The organism is Ruegeria sp. CI8 (assembly GCF_056536865.1).
In genome coordinates, this window is the sequence record NZ_JBQFQL010000001.1 from 1,279,826 (window position 1) to 1,296,516 (window position 16,691).

Annotated in this window: 13 protein-coding genes and 1 tRNA gene; 7 read left to right on the forward strand and 7 right to left on the reverse strand. The window is 60.9% G+C overall.

Going from position 1 to position 16,691, the window contains the following annotated elements:
• Positions 1 to 110 precede the first annotated feature (110 nt).
• The gene (locus tag ACR0DA_RS06300) at positions 111 to 1,655 is read left to right on the forward strand and encodes a trimethylamine methyltransferase family protein (protein ID WP_480753315.1); all 1,545 of its coding nucleotides are present in this window, start codon (positions 111 to 113) and stop codon (positions 1,653 to 1,655) included.
• 51 nt (positions 1,656 to 1,706) lie between these two features.
• Here the strand turns inward: ACR0DA_RS06300 and ACR0DA_RS06305 are convergent, their stop codons facing one another.
• Positions 1,707 to 1,952, reverse strand: coding sequence for an EF-hand domain-containing protein (locus ACR0DA_RS06305; protein ID WP_093962168.1), 246 nt, complete (start codon positions 1,950 to 1,952; stop codon positions 1,707 to 1,709).
• A 537-nt stretch (positions 1,953 to 2,489) separates the two neighbouring features.
• A complete protein-coding gene (locus tag ACR0DA_RS06310) occupies positions 2,490 to 6,119 on the reverse strand; it encodes a vitamin B12-dependent ribonucleotide reductase (RefSeq protein ID WP_480753317.1) in 3,630 nt (1,209 codons plus the stop codon).
• Positions 6,120 to 6,641: 522 nt separating this feature from the next.
• Between ACR0DA_RS06310 and ACR0DA_RS06315 the strand changes: the two genes are divergently transcribed.
• Positions 6,642 to 7,082 carry a hypothetical protein gene (locus ACR0DA_RS06315; protein ID WP_093962170.1) on the forward strand — a complete coding sequence of 147 codons (441 nt, stop codon included), beginning with the start codon at positions 6,642 to 6,644 and terminating at the stop codon, positions 7,080 to 7,082.
• 6 nt (positions 7,083 to 7,088) lie between these two features.
• Here the strand turns inward: ACR0DA_RS06315 and ACR0DA_RS06320 are convergent.
• The 4 genes from ACR0DA_RS06320 to pdxH all read right to left on the reverse strand — a co-directional run bounded on the left by ACR0DA_RS06320 (position 7,089) and on the right by pdxH (position 8,937).
• Positions 7,089 to 7,165: transfer RNA gene (locus tag ACR0DA_RS06320), tRNA-Pro, on the reverse strand.
• Between the two features lie 43 nt (positions 7,166 to 7,208).
• The gene (locus ACR0DA_RS06325; RefSeq protein WP_170363393.1) at positions 7,209 to 7,670 is read right to left on the reverse strand and encodes a DUF192 domain-containing protein; all 462 of its coding nucleotides are present in this window, start codon (positions 7,668 to 7,670) and stop codon (positions 7,209 to 7,211) included.
• 12 nt (positions 7,671 to 7,682) lie between these two features.
• Positions 7,683 to 8,210, reverse strand: coding sequence for a cold-shock protein (locus ACR0DA_RS06330; protein WP_093962172.1), 528 nt, complete (start codon positions 8,208 to 8,210; stop codon positions 7,683 to 7,685).
• Positions 8,211 to 8,331: 121 nt separating this feature from the next.
• Positions 8,332 to 8,937 carry a pyridoxamine 5'-phosphate oxidase gene (gene pdxH, locus ACR0DA_RS06335; protein WP_170338455.1) on the reverse strand — a complete coding sequence of 202 codons (606 nt, stop codon included), beginning with the start codon at positions 8,935 to 8,937 and terminating at the stop codon, positions 8,332 to 8,334.
• Between the two features lie 135 nt (positions 8,938 to 9,072).
• Between pdxH and fabI the strand changes: the two genes are divergently transcribed.
• From fabI to trpE, 5 genes are all read left to right on the forward strand, one after another.
• On the forward strand, positions 9,073 to 9,879 hold the full coding sequence (gene fabI / locus ACR0DA_RS06340) for an enoyl-ACP reductase FabI (protein ID WP_093962972.1): 807 nt from the start codon (positions 9,073 to 9,075) through the stop codon (positions 9,877 to 9,879).
• A gap of 4 nt (positions 9,880 to 9,883) precedes the next feature.
• Positions 9,884 to 10,393 (forward strand): xanthine phosphoribosyltransferase, encoded by a 510-nt coding sequence (gpt, locus tag ACR0DA_RS06345; RefSeq protein ID WP_093962173.1) that lies wholly within the window; start codon positions 9,884 to 9,886, stop codon positions 10,391 to 10,393.
• Between the two features lie 40 nt (positions 10,394 to 10,433).
• Positions 10,434 to 11,609, forward strand: a complete 1,176-nt coding sequence (locus tag ACR0DA_RS06350; RefSeq protein ID WP_480753319.1) for an aminotransferase — start codon at positions 10,434 to 10,436, stop codon at positions 11,607 to 11,609.
• A gap of 81 nt (positions 11,610 to 11,690) precedes the next feature.
• Positions 11,691 to 13,532 (forward strand): peptidyl-prolyl cis-trans isomerase, encoded by a 1,842-nt coding sequence (locus ACR0DA_RS06355; protein ID WP_480753320.1) that lies wholly within the window; start codon positions 11,691 to 11,693, stop codon positions 13,530 to 13,532.
• An 11-nt stretch (positions 13,533 to 13,543) separates the two neighbouring features.
• On the forward strand, positions 13,544 to 15,055 hold the full coding sequence (gene trpE / locus ACR0DA_RS06360) for an anthranilate synthase component I (protein WP_170402921.1): 1,512 nt from the start codon (positions 13,544 to 13,546) through the stop codon (positions 15,053 to 15,055).
• A 46-nt stretch (positions 15,056 to 15,101) separates the two neighbouring features.
• On the opposite strand, the gene ACR0DA_RS06365 is transcribed toward trpE, so the two are convergent.
• Positions 15,102 to 16,565: a divergent polysaccharide deacetylase family protein gene (locus ACR0DA_RS06365; RefSeq protein ID WP_480753322.1), complete on the reverse strand. Its 1,464-nt coding sequence runs from the start codon at positions 16,563 to 16,565 to the stop codon at positions 15,102 to 15,104.
• Positions 16,566 to 16,691 lie beyond the last annotated feature (126 nt).

Here is a 16,691-nt window from a genome sequence, read left to right on the forward strand (position 1 = left end):
CCTGATCAGCCGCACCATCGGTGCCGATCGGGGGCGTGCGGCACGAGGACGGCCGTGACGGGTTGAAGCTTCCCCCTTTTTGACCTGACTTTCAATTTGGAATCCTCACCATGAACGACCACTCCCGCTCAACGTCCCGCAGTGGCGGCCGCGCCGCCCGACGGGCCGCCCGTGCCGCGGCCCTGCCCGAACATCTGCGCCCCGTCCGCCCGGGGCTTGAGGGCGGCACCTACAAACCGCTCAGCCAACAGGACATGGAGCGTATTCACTCCGCCGCTCTCGATGCGCTCGAAACCATCGGTCTGGCCGACGCGCCACCCAGCGGGATCGATTACCTGGTCAATGCCGGCTGTACGCTGGGCGATGACGGACGCATCCGTTTTCCCCGGGCGCTGGTCGAGGACACGATCGCCCGCGCCAACCGGTCGGTAACGCTGTACAGCCGCGACGGCAAAACCGATCTCGAACTGTCCGGCGGACGCGTTCATTATGGAACCGCCGGTGCAGCCGTCAGCATGGTCGACGCCCAAGGCCGCAACTACCGCGACTCAACTGTGCAGGACTTGCACGATGCCGCGCGGATTTGCGAACAACTGGACAATATCCATTTCGTGCAGCGCCCCATGGTATGCCGTGACATCACCGACAACCGCGAGATGGACCTGAACACGATTTATGCTTGTTGTTCTGGAACTTACAAACACATCGGAACATCCTTCACAGATCCCAGCTATGTAGCTCCGGCCATGGAAATGCTGCATATGATCGCTGGCGGCGAGGACAAATGGCGTGAGCGGCCCTTCGTCTCGAACTCGAACTGCTTTGTCGTGCCTCCGATGAAATTCGCGACCGAGAGCTGCCAGGTGATGGAAGAATGCATCAAGGCGGGAATGCCGGTCCTGTTGCTATCCGCTGGGATGGCGGGCGCCACGGCCCCGTCAACGGTGGCCGGTGCGATTGTCCAGGCTACGGCGGAATGCCTGGCAGGTCTGGTTTATGTAAACGCCGTAAGCCCAGGCGCCCCAGCGGTTTTTGGCACTTGGCCCTTTGGTCTTGATCTCAGGACCGGTGCGATGAGCGTCGGGTCTGGCGAGCAGGCCCTGTTGACGGCAGGTTGCGCCCAGATGCACAAATTCTACGACCTGCCTGGCGGCGCTGCAGCCGGTGCGTCGGACTCCAAACTGCCCGACATGCAAGCCGGATGGGAGCAGATGTGTTCCAACGTCATGGCCGGGCTGTCCGGCCTGAACATGGTCTACGAAGCAGCCGGCATGCACGCTTCGCTGCTGGGTTTCTGCTTTGAAAGCCTGATCCTTGGTGACGATCTGATCGGTCAGGCCCTGCGATGCGTTCGTGGGATCGAGGTCACGGAGGACACGCTGGCGCTGGACCAGATCGCGTCGGTCTGTCTCGGTGGCCCGGGTCACTACCTGGGAACCGACGCAACACTCAGCCGGATGCAGGCCGACTATGTCTATCCAGCGCTTGGCGACCGGACCTCGCCCAAGGAATGGGCCGAGCTGGGCAAGCCGGACCTGGTCGAAAAGGCCACCGCGCGCAAAGAAGAGATCCTTGGCGCTCCGTCTCCGGCGCGTTTCGATCCGGCGCTGGATGCGGAACTCAGAAGCAGGTTCAACATTCACTTGCCTGCATAACCAATTGAAAAGCAGCCCAGATCGCTCTGGGCTGCCTCGTACTTCAAGCTGTTAACCGTTGCTGGGCGGCAGCAGACCGGCTTCTTGCGCGGCTGCGATTTCGGCCTCATCCAGAGCGCCGTCACCATTCGCGTCCAAAAGCGAGAACGCATCGGCATCCATGTCGGGCACAACGGCCTGAACCTCTTCGATGGTCAGAACGCCGTCGCCATTTGCGTCAGCCGAGCTCTGCGCGAATGCAAGCGCAGGGAACCCGAGGGCAACTGCGGCCAGAACGGCCAGTTTCTGAGAGTTCATTGTCAGTCTCCTGATACGGGGTTTGTGGTAGTCTGTCCGGACAGGCACACAAAACACCTGCTCAGCCGCACTGTCATCGACCGCAAAGATTTTCCAGCAATTCGCGCCAATCCCTGCCCGTTTGGGCCATTTGGAGTCGCAAGCTTTCGCTGCGCCAAGCCGCTTGCCGGCCTATCGGCACAACTTCCCTCATCCGTACCCCTGTTCCCGGCAATCTGTCGCTCAGTCCGACCGAGTCGCAAAAAAGAAAGGGGGCCGAAGCCCCCTGTCAGTTTTGCTGTCCAGGCTCAATTCGTTGACCGCCCGGTGTTTTTTTGCCTGCGGCCTGGACTGCACATGGGACGAGCGCACCCGCCCCGTGAGAGAGTGGGAAGGACCGATATTCCGCCCCACCCTGTTCCCGGCCAGCACGGGCATGCCGGCCGAGTGGACCAGGGCGACCTTGGGTAAGTCTCAACGCCCTGATCCGTATTCGTCGGGACCGGAAGTCCGGGGGGAAATCCAGGTCCCTACACCCCGCCTGGCGGGGCGTTTGCCTTAGCTACACCCGCTGGTTGCCCCGCAGGTGTTGCATTTCATGCAGGTGCCGTTGCGCACCAGCGTGTAGTTTCCGCATTCGCCACAAGGATCACCCTCGTATCCCTGCATTTTGGCTTTGGTCCGGGCATCCATCCCGGTAGCCGTTTCGGTGACGACGGTGGTTTCGCTCTTGGTTTCAAAGGTCACGGCCGCTTCGGACAGTCCGGTCGCTTCGCCGGCGGCGCCGTTGAACATCATCAGGTCCTGCGGCAAACGCTTGCGCAAATAACCGGTCGAGCTGATCTGTTTCAGAACCTCCAAGGATTTCGAAGCCGCGCTGTCGCTGATCTCCGAGACGTTCGATACACCCTCTTCTTCGCCACGACCCAAGTCGTCGAATGTTGCGCCCTCGGGTTTCACATGCGCCAGGTCGGTGCGATCGAGGTACGACACGGCCAGTTCGCGGAAGATGTAGTCGAGGATCGACGTCGCGTTTTTGATCGAGTCGTTGCCCTGAACCATCCCGGCCGGTTCGAACTTGGTGAAGGTGAAGGCATCGACAAACTCTTCCAGCGGCACGCCATATTGCAGACCGACCGAGACGGCGATGGCGAAGTTGTTCATCATCGCACGGAAGCCAGCGCCTTCCTTGTGCATGTCGATGAAGATCTCTCCCAACTGCCCGTCTTCGAATTCGCCGGTGCGCAGATAGACCTTGTGCCCGCCCACGATCGCCTTTTGGGTATACCCCTTGCGACGATGCGGCAGCTTTTCGCGGTGGCTGCGGATGATCTCTTTGACCACCACCTTTTCGACGACCTTCTCGGCCAGCGTCACGGCCTTTTCCTGAATCGAGCCGCTTTCGAGGATTTCAGCCGCTTCGTCATCATCCTCGACCAGCGCCGCTGCCAGCGGCTGGCTGAGCTTGGACCCGTCGCGATACAGCGCGTTGGCCTTGACACCCAGGCTCCAGGACAGCTCGTAGGCCTTCTGGCAATCTTCGATCGTAGCGTCATTGGGCATGTTGATCGTCTTGCTGATCGCGCCCGAGATGAAGCTTTGCGCCGCAGCCATCATGGTGATGTGGCTGTCAACACCCAGGAACCGCTTGCCCTTCTTTCCACACGGGTTGGCGCAGTCGAAGATTGCATAGTGCTCGGGCTTCAGATGCGGGGCCCCTTCCAGGGTCATGGTGCCGCAGACATGGTCGTTGGCCGCGTCGATATCCGACTTGCTGAAACCCAGATGGCGCAGCATGTCAAAGGTCGGATCGTTCAGCTTGCTGGCCGGGATGCCCAGGACGCCGGTGCAGAAATCCTCGCCCAGCGTCCACTGGTTGAAGACAAACCGGATGTCGAACGCGCTTTCCAGCGCTGCGTCGATCTTGGCCAGCTCGTTCGGGCCGAACCCGTGACCGGTCAGCGAGGTGTGGTTGATCCCCGGCGCGTTGCCGATGGTGCCATGCCCGACTGCGTAGGACACGATCTCCTCGATCTGTGCCGAGGAATAGCCAAGCTTTTCCAGCGCCGACGGCACCGAGCGGTTGATGATCTTGAAGTAGCCGCCCCCGGCCAGCTTCTTGAACTTGACCAGCGCAAAGTCGGGCTCGATGCCGGTGGTGTCGCAGTCCATCACCAGTCCGATCGTGCCGGTCGGCGCGATCACCGTGGCCTGCGCGTTGCGGTAGCCGTTCTTCTCGCCCAGGCTCAACGCTTCATCCCAGGCGCTCATGGCCAGATCGATCAGGCGTTTGTCCGGACAGTTGGCGTGATCCAGCGGCACCGGCTTGACCGACAGCTTCTCATAGCCCTCGGTCACACCCTGGGCAGCGCGACGGTGGTTGCGGATAACCCGCAGCATATGCTCGGCATTGCGCTTGTAGCCGGCGAACGGCCCCAGCTCTCCGGAGATCTCGGCCGAGGTGGCGTAGGCAACGCCGGTCATGATTGCGGTCAGTGCGCCACAGATCGCCCGACCCTCGTCCGAGTCGTAGCCATAGCCCATGTTCATCAGCAGCCCGCCGATGTTGGCATATCCCAGACCCAGCGTACGGAAGTCATAAGACAACTGCGCGATCTCTTTCGACGGGAACTGCGCCATCGTCACCGAGATTTCCAGCGTCAGCGTCCAAAGACGGGCCGCGTGCATGTAGTCGGCCGCCTGGAACTCGCCATCCTTCAGGAAGGTCAGCAGGTTCATCGACGCCAGGTTGCAGGCCGTGTCATCCAGGAACATGTATTCCGAGCACGGGTTCGAGCCGCGAATCTCGCCGTCTTCGGGGCAAGTGTGCCATTCGTTGACCGTGTCGTGGAATTGAATGCCCGGATCGGCGCAAGCCCAGGCCGCGTGGCCGACTTTTTCCCACAGATCGCGTGCTTTGACCGTGCGGGCAACCTTGCCGTCGGTACGATTGATCAGCTCCCAATCGGCATCTTTCTCGACCGCCTTCAGGAAGGCATTGGTCACACGGATCGAGTTGTTCGAGTTCTGCCCCGAGACCGAGCTGTAGGCCTCAGAGTCCCAATCGGTATCATAGGTCGGGAACTCGATGCTGTCGTGGCCCTGCTTGGCGTAGTCCAGCACGCGCTTGATGTAAGTCTCGGGGATCGCGACCTTTTTCGCCTCTCGGATCGCCGTCTTCAAGGCGTCATTCTTCTTGGGATCATAGGCATCCGCTTGCGCGCCGTCCCAGGCGCGGATGGCCTCGAAAATGCCGTTCAGCATCTTCTCGTGCATCTTCGATCCGGCAACGATCGAGGCCACCTTCTGCTCTTCGATCACCTTCCATTCGATGAATTGCTCGATGTCAGGGTGATCTGCATCGACGATCACCATCTTTGCTGCCCGACGGGTTGTCCCGCCTGATTTGATCGCGCCAGCGGCGCGGTCGCCGATCTTGAGAAAGCCCATGAGGCCCGAGGACTTGCCGCCACCCGACAGAGCTTCGCCTTCCGCGCGCAGATGGCTGAAGTTGGTCCCGGTACCCGAGCCGTATTTGAACAGGCGCGCCTCGCGCACCCACAGATCCATGATGCCGCCTTCGTTCACCAAGTCATCGTCGACCGACTGGATGAAGCACGCATGCGGCTGCGGATGTTCATAGGCCGATTTCGACTTGGTCAGTTTGCCGGTCTTGTAGTCCACATAGTGGTGACCTTGGGCCGGGCCGTCGATCCCATAGGCCCAGTGCAGACCGGTGTTGAACCATTGCGGGCTGTTCGGCGCGGCACGCTGTGTCGCCAGCATGTAGCGCATCTCGTCGAAATAGGCGCGCGCGTCCTCCTCGGTCGAGAAGTAACCGCCCTTCCAGCCCCAATAGGCCCAGGCACCCGCGAGGCGGTCAAACACCTGCTTCGAAGACGTTTCGCCACCAAATTCGGCATCGTCGGCCGGAACCGAGCGCCACAGAAACTCGGGCACGTCCTTCTCACGGACTTTTTTCAGTTTGCTGGGAACGCCGGCCTTGCGGAAATACTTCTGAGCGATCACGTCGCTGGCGACCTGGCTCCACCGAGAGGGGACCTCGATGTTATCAAGGCGGAACACGATCGTTCCATCCGGATTGCGGATCTCGGACGTGACGGACACGAAGTCCAATTCTGCGTATGCGTCCTGCCCTGCCTTGGTAAATGTTCTTTCAATCTTCATGTCCGCCGCCCTAGATCAATCAGCCCAAATTCGGTTGTCCGGCACCAATTCCGTTTTCTGGCGGGGTGCCGCCCGCCTTGACCGCCGATCAGGGACGCAGAGGACCGGGCGCTGCCTTTGGCAGCGCAAACCCGTTTGCACGGTTGCACGTCAGTTTGGAGTGCTTTCCGACCCTCGCCCTATGCCAATTCCGGCTATTCCTACCAGATTTAGTGGCAACTCACTCGGCCCATACAATCTGGCGTATCTACCCATAGTTGGTCAACGGCATTTTTTGGCTTCTAACCAAAACTTTTCTGTTGACCGCAAAACCGCAGGATGGGCCAAGGCACAACGCGCCGATTCCTCCACAACGCTGTCCACAAAACCGTGCAGATCGGTCAAATCGGATTTTCTTTTTTCCCGGCCCGGTTACGAGAAAATGGTCACCTGCCCGCCCGTGCCCCATACTGTGAGGAGAATCACCAATCTTCGTGGCAGCGCAACGCGACGCATCACGACACACAAATGACGGAGTGCGCCGTGAAAACCTCGATTATCCGTTTGTTTCCGGTCCTTACCTTGCTGGCCGCTTGTGCGACGCCCGAGCCGGAACAATCTTCACGCAGCGCTCAGTTCGCCGAATACCCCGATCAGTTATTCAGCACGTTCGAGATCAGCTGCGAAGGTCCGGAGGAACGGTTCACACGCCCCGAGCGCAGCAGTTTCGAGTGCCGTTCCTCTCTGCCTCCGGAAACCACCGCGTTCTTGATCCTCAACTATGACGGTTACCCGCAGGACTTGCCCAAAGGGGTGCGCCGCATGTCTTCGACCCGCAATCAGGCCGGTTACCGGGTCGATGCCGAGTTGTTTTTCCTGGTCCCCCAGAAGGACGGAGCGACGATCAAGGTTCCCGTCGAAAGCTCGGTTCTGGATGATGAGTTGACGCGGCTCTACCGGTATTTCGGTGGAACTCCGTTGTAAGGAAAGTGGTCGGGGCGGCGAGATTCGAACTCACGACCCCCTGTACCCAAAACAGGTGCGCTACCAGACTGCGCCACGCCCCGGACCGTGCGCCTTCCTAACGGCGTCATTCGGATTTGAAAAGCCCTAACAGGGCCAGATTGCAGGGCCTTGCGAAAAAATTTCGTGCCGCATGACCGTACCTGGTGCGATCGAGTAACGGGCGGCAAGCCCCGCATTCACCTCAAGAACCGCAAAGACCGAATCGCCGCCCTCGATTGGGGTCAGATCCCCCGGTACGGCATCGGAATGAACACGGGTCACCAAACCTGTGCGATCCAGAAAGATCATGTCCAGCGGGATCAAGGTGTTCTTCATCCAGAATGCGACCGGCTGGGGCGGATCGAACACGAACAGCATCCCTTCGCCCTGAGGCATGCTTTCGCGGAACATCAAACCCTTTGCCCGCTCCTGCGGGGAAACTGCCAATTCGACCAGAAACCGGACCTGTGCCTTGTCATTGCGAAGGTCCACCCGGTCAGACCGGCATTCAGCAAAGGCGCCTTGTGACAGAAAAATACTCAGAAGAAGACCGGCCAGAATCCGCATCACGCGCAGCGCTCAGTCATTGAGCGCGGATTCCCACGCAAGCACTTGTGCGGCCATGCGGCCCCGCTTGCCGTCGATGACCCGCATCGCCAGCGCCTCGCCCGGTTGGAGATCCGCCAACCCGGACCGGCGCAGAACTTCGATATGCAGAAACACGTCCTCGCTGCGACCAAAGACATTGGCAAAGCCGAAACCCTTGCTCTTGTCGAACCACTTGACCCGCGCGGCCTCGAGCGGCGCATGCGCGATCTCATTGGGATCCATTTCGGCGAAATCCGCCAGCATCACCGAGTCGGCCCGCTCGGGCGGATCAATGCTCACGACCTCAACCGCTTGAACGCCACGATCGGTGCGGTGAGTCATGATCTCAATGCCCGCGCCATCCGCGACCGAGCTTTGCCCGAAGTTCCTCAGAACGTTCACGTGCAGCAGGATATCAGGACCGCCATCGTCGGACACGACAAAGCCATACCCCTTTGCAGGGTCAAACCATTTTACGTGTCCACGAACGCGGTACATGCTGTTCAGGTCTTCTGGCACGGTGTTCCCATCACGAGATTCAAAGGGTCGTTAGGGGTCTGATGTGTATGGAAACGTCGGGCAAATTCAAGCTGAAAAAATTCAGACATTTCCGGGTGTTGCATTTCACGATACGCGAACGTCATGGATTCAACCTCTGTACGTTCCACTTTTGCTCGGACGGGTCGCGCCGCCAGCGGAACCTGTCGTGCAGCCGAAAGGCACCATCCGCCCAAAACTCGATTTCAACCGGCGTCAGCCTGTAGCCACCCCAGAATTCGGGCCTCGGCGGGTTGGATCCCAGCTTTGCCGTCACCTTTGCAACTTCGGCCATCAAAGCAGCCCGGCTGCTCAGAGGTTCCGACTGTCGCGATGCCCAGGCACCCAGCCGGCTTTTCAGCGAGCGTGACGCATAATATTCGTCGGCCAAGGGACCGTCTTCTTTGGTGATTGTACCACGAACCCGGATCTGACGCCGCAGTGATTTCCAGTGCATCACAAAGGCGGCTTTGCCGGCCGCATCCAACTCTTGGGCCTTGGCACTGTGATAGTTGGTATAGAAAACGAAGGAGTCCGCCTCGATATCCTTCAGCAACACCATCCGTGCGTTCGGCATACCATCGGGGTCCACGGTCGCCAGGGCAATCGCGTTCGGATCGTTCGGTTCCGTCTTTTCGGCCTCGGCCAACCAACGGGCCGCGATCACGAACGGATCGTCACCGGCAAAGATGCCGTTTCGCTCACTCATGTCCATCCCCTGGAACGAATTGAACATGACCCTACGGCGAGAACCCGCCCCGGGCAAGAGTGCATGGCCTTGATGCAGCGCAATCAATGGCATAAACCAACGCAACACATCGCGACGACAGGCGGAGAACCGAACATGTCAAATCAGTTGATGGCCGGCAAGCGCGGCCTCATCATGGGACTGGCCAATGACAAATCAATCGCATGGGGAATCGCCCGCGCCTTGTCCGAAGCCGGAGCCGAACTGGCTTTCTCTTATCAGGGGGATGCACTGAAAAAACGGGTCGACCCGTTGGCGGCCCAACTGGGAAGTGAGATCGTCCTTCCCTGTGACGTCAGCAACGAAGAGTCGATCGACGAGCTGTTCGCGGCACTGAAAGAGAAATGGGGCAAGCTGGATTTCGTCGTCCACGCCATTGGTTTCTCCGACAAGAACGAACTTCGCGGCCGCTATGTCGACACGTCGCGCGCGAATTTCAAACTGACGATGGACGTGTCGGTCTACTCTTTCACCGCAGTGATGCAACGCGCCGAAAAGCTGATGACCGACGGCGGCAGCGCCATCACCCTGACCTATTACGGCGCCGAGCAGGTCATGCCGCACTACAATGTCATGGGTGTGGCCAAGGCCGCGCTCGAAGCGTCGGTGAAATACCTGGCCGAGGACCTGGGCAAGGACAACATCCGCGTCAACGCGATCTCGGCCGGACCGATCAAAACCCTCGCCGCCAGCGGCATCGGCGACTTCCGCTACATCATGAAGTGGAACGAATACAACTCGCCCCTGCGCCGCAACGTGACCATCGATGACGTGGGCAAATCGGCCCTTTATCTTCTGTCCGACCTCAGCAGCGGCGTGACCGGTGAAAACCTGCACGTTGACTCGGGTTATCACATCGTCGGCATGAAAGCCGTCGACGCGCCGGACGTGGAAAAGGGATAAGACCATGAGCGCAAAGGACCGCCTGCCCCACGAAAAAGGCTTTCATATCAGCTGGGACCAGATTCACCGTGACTCGCGCGCGCTGGCCTGGCGGCTGGACGGTCAGGGCCCCGATGACGGTGCTTGGCGCGCCGTTGTCGCGATCACGCGCGGCGGCATGGCACCGGCGATGATCGTCAGCCGAGAGCTGGACATCCGCACCGTCGATACGATCAGCGTCAAATCCTATCACCATCAGGAACGTGGCGAGGCCGAGGTGCTCAAAGCCCCCGATGCCGATCTGATGGGGGATGGTGAGGGCGTGCTGATCATCGACGACCTGGTCGACAGCGGCAAGACGCTGGAACTGGTGCGCAAGATGTACCCCAAGGCCCATTTCGCCACGGTCTATGCCAAGCCCAAGGGCCGCCCAATGGTTGACACCTATATCACCGAGGTCAGCCAGGACACCTGGATCTTCTTCCCTTGGGATATGGCGCTGCAATATGTCGAGCCCTACCGCGGCACCGACTGATCCCACTTATCCACCACAAATCAGCAAGACCGGACACCCGATGACATTGACCCGCACCGCCGCCACCTTCGCCCCTCCGGTGATGGAGGCGCGGCGTTGGCTCGAAGGGGTCACGTTCTCGGAAGACTGCCCGCTGATCAATGTCAGCCAGGCGGCACCAGTTGATCCGCCGCCGCTGGCGCTGCGGCAGGCGATGGCTGATTTTGCGATCAATCAGGACGCCGCACATCTCTACGGCCCGGTACTGGGCAACCCCGATCTGCGCGCGGAGCTCGCGCGTGAGATCGGCGATCACTACGCTGCCGAGGTTCGGCCGGAGCAGACAGCCATCACCTCGGGCTGCAATCAGGCCTTTGCCTCGGTCATCTCGGCGATCACGGATCAAGGCGATGAAGTCATCCTGCCAACACCTTGGTATTTCAACCATAAAATGTGGCTGGATATGGCCGGTGTGCGGGCGGTTGATCTGCCGACCGGGTCGGACCTGCTGCCCGATCCGGAACAGGCCCGCGCGCTGATCACCGAGCGCACGCGCGCGATCGCGCTGGTCACGCCCAACAATCCGGGTGGGGTCGAATACCCGGCGGATCTGGTCCGTGCCTTCTATGACCTTGCGCAACAGCATGGCCTGCGCCTGTTGGTCGATGAAACCTATCGTGATTTCGACAGCCGCAGTGGCCCGCCGCACGCGCTGTTTCAGCAGCCCGACTGGGACCGGACGCTGGTGCATCTCTATTCCTTCTCGAAGGCCTACCGCCTGACCGGCCACCGCGTGGGCGCGATCGCCACAGGTGCGCCGCTGCTGGCCGAGGTTGAGAAATTCCTCGACACCGTCGCCATCTGCCCCGGCCAGATGGGCCAGTTCGCGGCGCTGTGGGGGATGCAGAACCTGTCTCAATGGCTAGCGGGCGAACGCGCCGAGATTCTGGATCGCCGCGCCGCAATCACCAAGAACATGCCCCGCCTGACCGACAAGGGTTGGCGGCTGCTGGGCCTGGGGGCCTACTTCGCCTATCTCGAACATCCGTTCGACATGCCGTCGGACGAACTGGCGCGCAGATTGGTCTCCCAGGCCGGTATTCTGCTGTTGCCGGGTACGATGTTCATGCCCGATCACGACCCCGCCGGGAAACGCCAGGTGCGTATTGCTTTTGCCAATCTAGACCGTGCCGGAATCGGGCTATTGTTCGACCGCTTGCAGGCTCTGTCCTTCTGAGCTTGCCCCCCGGCATCCCGCGTCGTATTCAGGGCCGCAACAGTCACGGCAGAACCCTGCCGCAAGATCCAAGAGGGCACTATGGCCGCAGGCATTAACAAACTCTCCAAAACCTTCGTCTGGATTCTCATGGGCATGCTGATGCTGGGTCTTGCCGGTTTTGGCGCCGTCAACCTCAGCGGAACGGTACGCACAGTCGCCCAGGTCGGGGATGAGGACGTTTCGGTCGATGCCTATGTCCGCGAGCTGCAGCGCGAAATCCGCGCGGTCGAGGCGCAGACCGGTCAACCGATGCAGATGTCACAGGCCCGCGAGCTGGGGCTGGATCAGCGGGCCTTGGCGCGACTGGTTTCACTGGCAGCCCTGAACAACGAGGTCGCACAGCTAGGCGTTTCGATCGGTGATGCCAACCTGCAGAAGGAAATCGTCGGCATTCAGGCCTTTCAGGGCCCTGACGGATCTTTTGACCGCGAAGCCTACCGGTTCCAGCTGGAACAGATTGGCATGACCGAAACCGAGTTCGAGGAAGACCTGCGAAAGGAAACAGCACGGACAATCGTCCAAGGCGCGATGATGGACGGTGTTGAAATGCCCGCGATCATGACCAAAGCCCTGGCCGACTATGTTCTCGCTCGCCGCAGCTTTACCGTCGCAACTCTTTCGCCGGACGCTCTGACGACCCCGATCTCCGAGCCAGCAGACGCCGATATCCAAGCATATTACGACGCGAATACCGATCGGTTCACCCTGCCGCGCACCAAAAAAATCACCTACGCCGTTCTGTCGCCAGAGATGCTGCAGGATACGGTCGAAGTAGACGAAGACGCACTCAAGCGTCTGTATGAACAGCGCAAGGACCAGTATCAGCAAGCCGAACGTCGTCTGGTTGAGCGGCTGGTCTACCCCTCGGAGGAAGAGGCGACTGCGGCGATGGCACAGCTGGAAGTCGGCGGGGCGGATTTTGAGCAGCTGGTACGCGAGCGCGAACTTGAACTGAGCAGTGTCGATCTGGGTGATGTGACCCGCGAAGATCTGGGCGAGGCCGCGGATGCCGTTTTTGCCGCAGAGATTGATCAGGTCGTGGGTCCCCTGCCCTCGGTCTTTGGTCCGGCCCTTTTCCGGGTCAACGGATCGCTGGCCGAACAGAACGTGAGCTTTGAGGACGCCGAACCGGAACTGCGTGCAGAGCTGGCCGGCGAACGCGCCCGGCGCCTCATCGAGAGCCAGGCCGAAGACATCAACGACATGCTGGCCGGCGGCGCCACGCTGGAAGAGTTGGCCAACGAAACCGAAATGGAGCTTGGCAAGATTGACTGGACCCGTCAAAGCGATGACGGCATCGCCGCGTATGACGGCTTCCGCCAGGCTGCGCAGGCCGTCCGCGAAGATGACTTCCCTGAAATCGGATTCCTCGAGGATGGTTCGATCTTTGCCCTGCGACTGGATGAGGTTCTGCCGCCGCGCCCCGAGCCGCTGGAGTCCGCACGCGACCGCGTCGCCGCCGCATGGATACAGGAACAGACAGCCAAGGCGCTTGAGGAACAGGCCAACGGCATCGTGACTCAACTGGCCGTCGACGGTGATTTCACGGCGACCGGGCTGCCATTCCGCGTCGAAAACGCGCTGACCCGGACTGCGTTTCTGGATAACGTCCCGGCCGATTTCATGACCCAGATCTTTGAGATGGAACCCAATGAACTGCGTGTGATCGCGGGACCGGATGCGGCATTCATCGTGCGGCTGGACGAGGTTCTTCCGCCTGCGGAAACCGACGAACAGCGCCTGATGCAAGAGGCCGCTGCCGCTCAGCTGAACCAGGCACTGGCCCAAAACATCTTCGACATCTATGTGCGCGACGCTCAGACACGCGCGCGGCCGACCCTGGACCAACGCGCGCTGAACGCGGTTCAGGCCAACTTCTGACCGGAACGAAAATGGCTCTGACACCCGATTTCGACAGCTTTGCACGCGCCTACGAGGCCGGACAGAACCAGGTCGTTTATACCCGTCTGGCCGCGGATCTGGACACACCGGTTTCGCTGATGCTCAAGCTGACGGGCGCTCAGAAGGACGCGTTCGTCCTTGAATCGGTGACCGGAGGCGAAGTTCGCGGCCGGTATTCGATCATCGGGATGAAGCCGGATCTGATCTGGCGCTGTCGGGGCGAAACTTCGGAATTGAACCGTTCGGCGCGGTTTGATGCGGATGCGTTCGACGCGCAAGATGGCAACCCGATGGACAACCTGCGCGCGCTGCTCGCCGAAAGCCGCATCGACCTGCCCGATGACCTGCCCCAGGCTGCGGCCGGCCTGTTCGGTTATCTGGGATACGACATGGTGCGCCTTGTCGAATACCTGCCGGATGTGAACCCCGATCCTTTGGGCCTGCCGGATGCGATACTGCTGCGCCCGTCGGTGGTTGCGGTCTTAGACGGCGTGAAAGGCGAAGTCACCATTGTGTCTCCGGCCTGGGCCAGCGACGGGCAGTCAGCTAAGGCCGCATATGCACAGGCGGCCGAGCGTGTGATGGACGCGGTGCGCGACCTGGAACGCGCAATGCCCTCGGAGTCTCGAGATCTGGGCGAAGCACACGAGATCGCGCCGCCGGTATCCAACTTCACCAAGTCGGGCTACATGGAAGCCGTGGAAAAGGCCAAGGAGTACATCCGGGCTGGTGACATCTTCCAGGTGGTTCCGGCACAACGCTGGACGCAGGATTTCCCGCTGCCGCCCTTTGCGCTGTATCGTTCCTTGCGCCGCACGAATCCGTCTCCGTTCATGTTCTATTTCAACTTCGGTGGCTTCCAGGTGATTGGCGCCAGCCCCGAGATACTTGTGCGCGTGTTCGGGAACGAAGTGACCATCCGGCCGATCGCCGGAACACGTCCTCGCGGTGCCACGCCCGAAGAGGACAAGGCGAACGAGCTGGATTTGCTGGCCGACAAAAAGGAACTGGCCGAGCACCTCATGCTGCTGGACCTGGGCCGCAACGACACAGGACGCGTGTCCAAAATCGGCACCGTTCGCCCGACCGAGGAATTCATCATCGAGCGCTACAGCCACGTGATGCACATCGTGTCGAACGTTGTGGGCGAGTTGGCCGACGACAAGGATGCCCTGGACGCCTTCTTTGCCGGGATGCCAGCGGGCACAGTGTCAGGTGCACCGAAGGTCCGGGCGATGCAAATCATCGACGAGTTGGAACCCGAAAAGCGCGGTGTCTACGGCGGCGGTGTCGGCTATTTCAGCGCCGGTGGCGACATGGACATGTGCATTGCGCTGCGTACGGCCATCGTGAAGGACCAGAAACTGTATATTCAGGCCGGTGGTGGTGTCGTCTATGACAGCGACCCCGAAGCTGAATACATGGAAACCGTGCACAAATCGAATGCCATCAGGCGAGCTGCGGCGGATGCGGCGCGGTTCACCGGATCCGGGAATTCATAAAAAAAGGCGGCCAACCTGGCCGCATTTTCTTCTTTTTCTTCACTGATTACTGGATCTGGCTTTTCATCACCGCCGAGATCGGGGCTAGGGCAACTCGGTTGCCGCGATCCTCAAGCCCCCAGAGCAACAACGCCGAAATTGTCTCGGGCCGCAATCGGCCCAGCATCACAACCGCGCCTTCCTGCCCGGCACGAAAAGCGGCCTGGTCCAGAAACCGGCGCATGACCATTGGATCCTGACGCGCACCGTCGATGTCGCGGAACACCACACTGGATGGAATGCCGTTCCGCGCGGCCAGCTTTTGGACGGTGTTCAACCCGTTGTCCTGCACCACCAGCCCACGGCCAGTTCCTGCCGCGATGGCAGCCACCTGGTCGGCCAACTTGCGGTTGCCCTGTATCCCGGTGTTCACGCCCTCAAGCAGGCCAACGGTTTCAGGCAAGGTTTCAAGCCAGACCGCCAGCGAAACTTCGGCATCCTGCGCGCTGGCCGCCTTTGGCAGGTCGGTCAAGGCCAGAACTTCGAACCCAGCCTCGCGATAGCGCTTCATCTTCTCCGCCGCTTGCGGATCCGAAGGGCTGACCGCAAAGCTAAGCGGATACGGAAAATCCTTCAGCGCCTCAGCCCCGAACGCACCTTCGTCATCAATCAGGATGATCGACATCAGCGGTTTGGCATCCGGGTTGTCAAAGGCGGCGGCATAAGCATCGATCGGCTTACCGGGCATGCCCTCACCCTCTGCCGGCTGATCGGCTGGGGCATCATCGCGTTCGGTCAGCGGGATCACGCGTTTGCCGGCAATCGAAGATGAGGCCGTTGCCTGTTCGCCGCCGATCTGGGGCAAGGTCGCGATCCGGGCCCGTTTGCGGGGCTGCGTGTCTTCGTCCCCCTCGACCGCGATCGGGCTGTCGCCGGTTCCGGTCGGTTGATCCGGCTCAGGTGTCGACGGCAGCGCGGCTGTTTCCGGCGCCGGGGTCGCCTCGGGTTCCGCATTTGCCGCAGTCTCTGGTTCGGCGGTCTCTGGCTCGACGGCCGTGACCTCTTGCGCCGGGGGCTGTGGCGCGGCCGGCGGTGTCGCGTCCACGGTGACGGGCTGGACCTCTTCGTCCGGGCTCGACGGAACCGGTCCAGGCGCCGGGGGCGCGGCTGGCGCGTCGGTCGTCACATCGACCGACGCGGCGTCTCCCGCACCCGGGTCGTTCAAACCTGCCACGGTGTCACCGACCTGCGGACGATCATCCGGCTCGGCCTGAATGCCATCCAGTCCAGTGGACCCATCCGCCGTATCGTCCAGCGCCTCCAACGCTCGTGGTGCGATTTCGACAAGATCGGAATCCGGACCAGCGCCCTGCACTTCCGTATCCGCCTTGGGCAGATCGGCTTCCGCCGCCGCTGGCGCCGCTGTCTGAATATCCGGTTTGCTGCCAAGTGGCGTGTTCAGGGAAAGCACTGCGCCCAGAACCAACACAACGACCGCGCCGGCGATCATTCCACCGATAAATCCGCCCATCTGTTCTTGCCTCTCGTCTTTCATCCTGCCTCGGCAGCCCGTGCACCGTCTTTGCGGCACTCACCCGTCCGGTCGCCTTGTTGGGGTTGTCCCCTTGACGCTGCCGCACAAGCCTGAGCATGTATG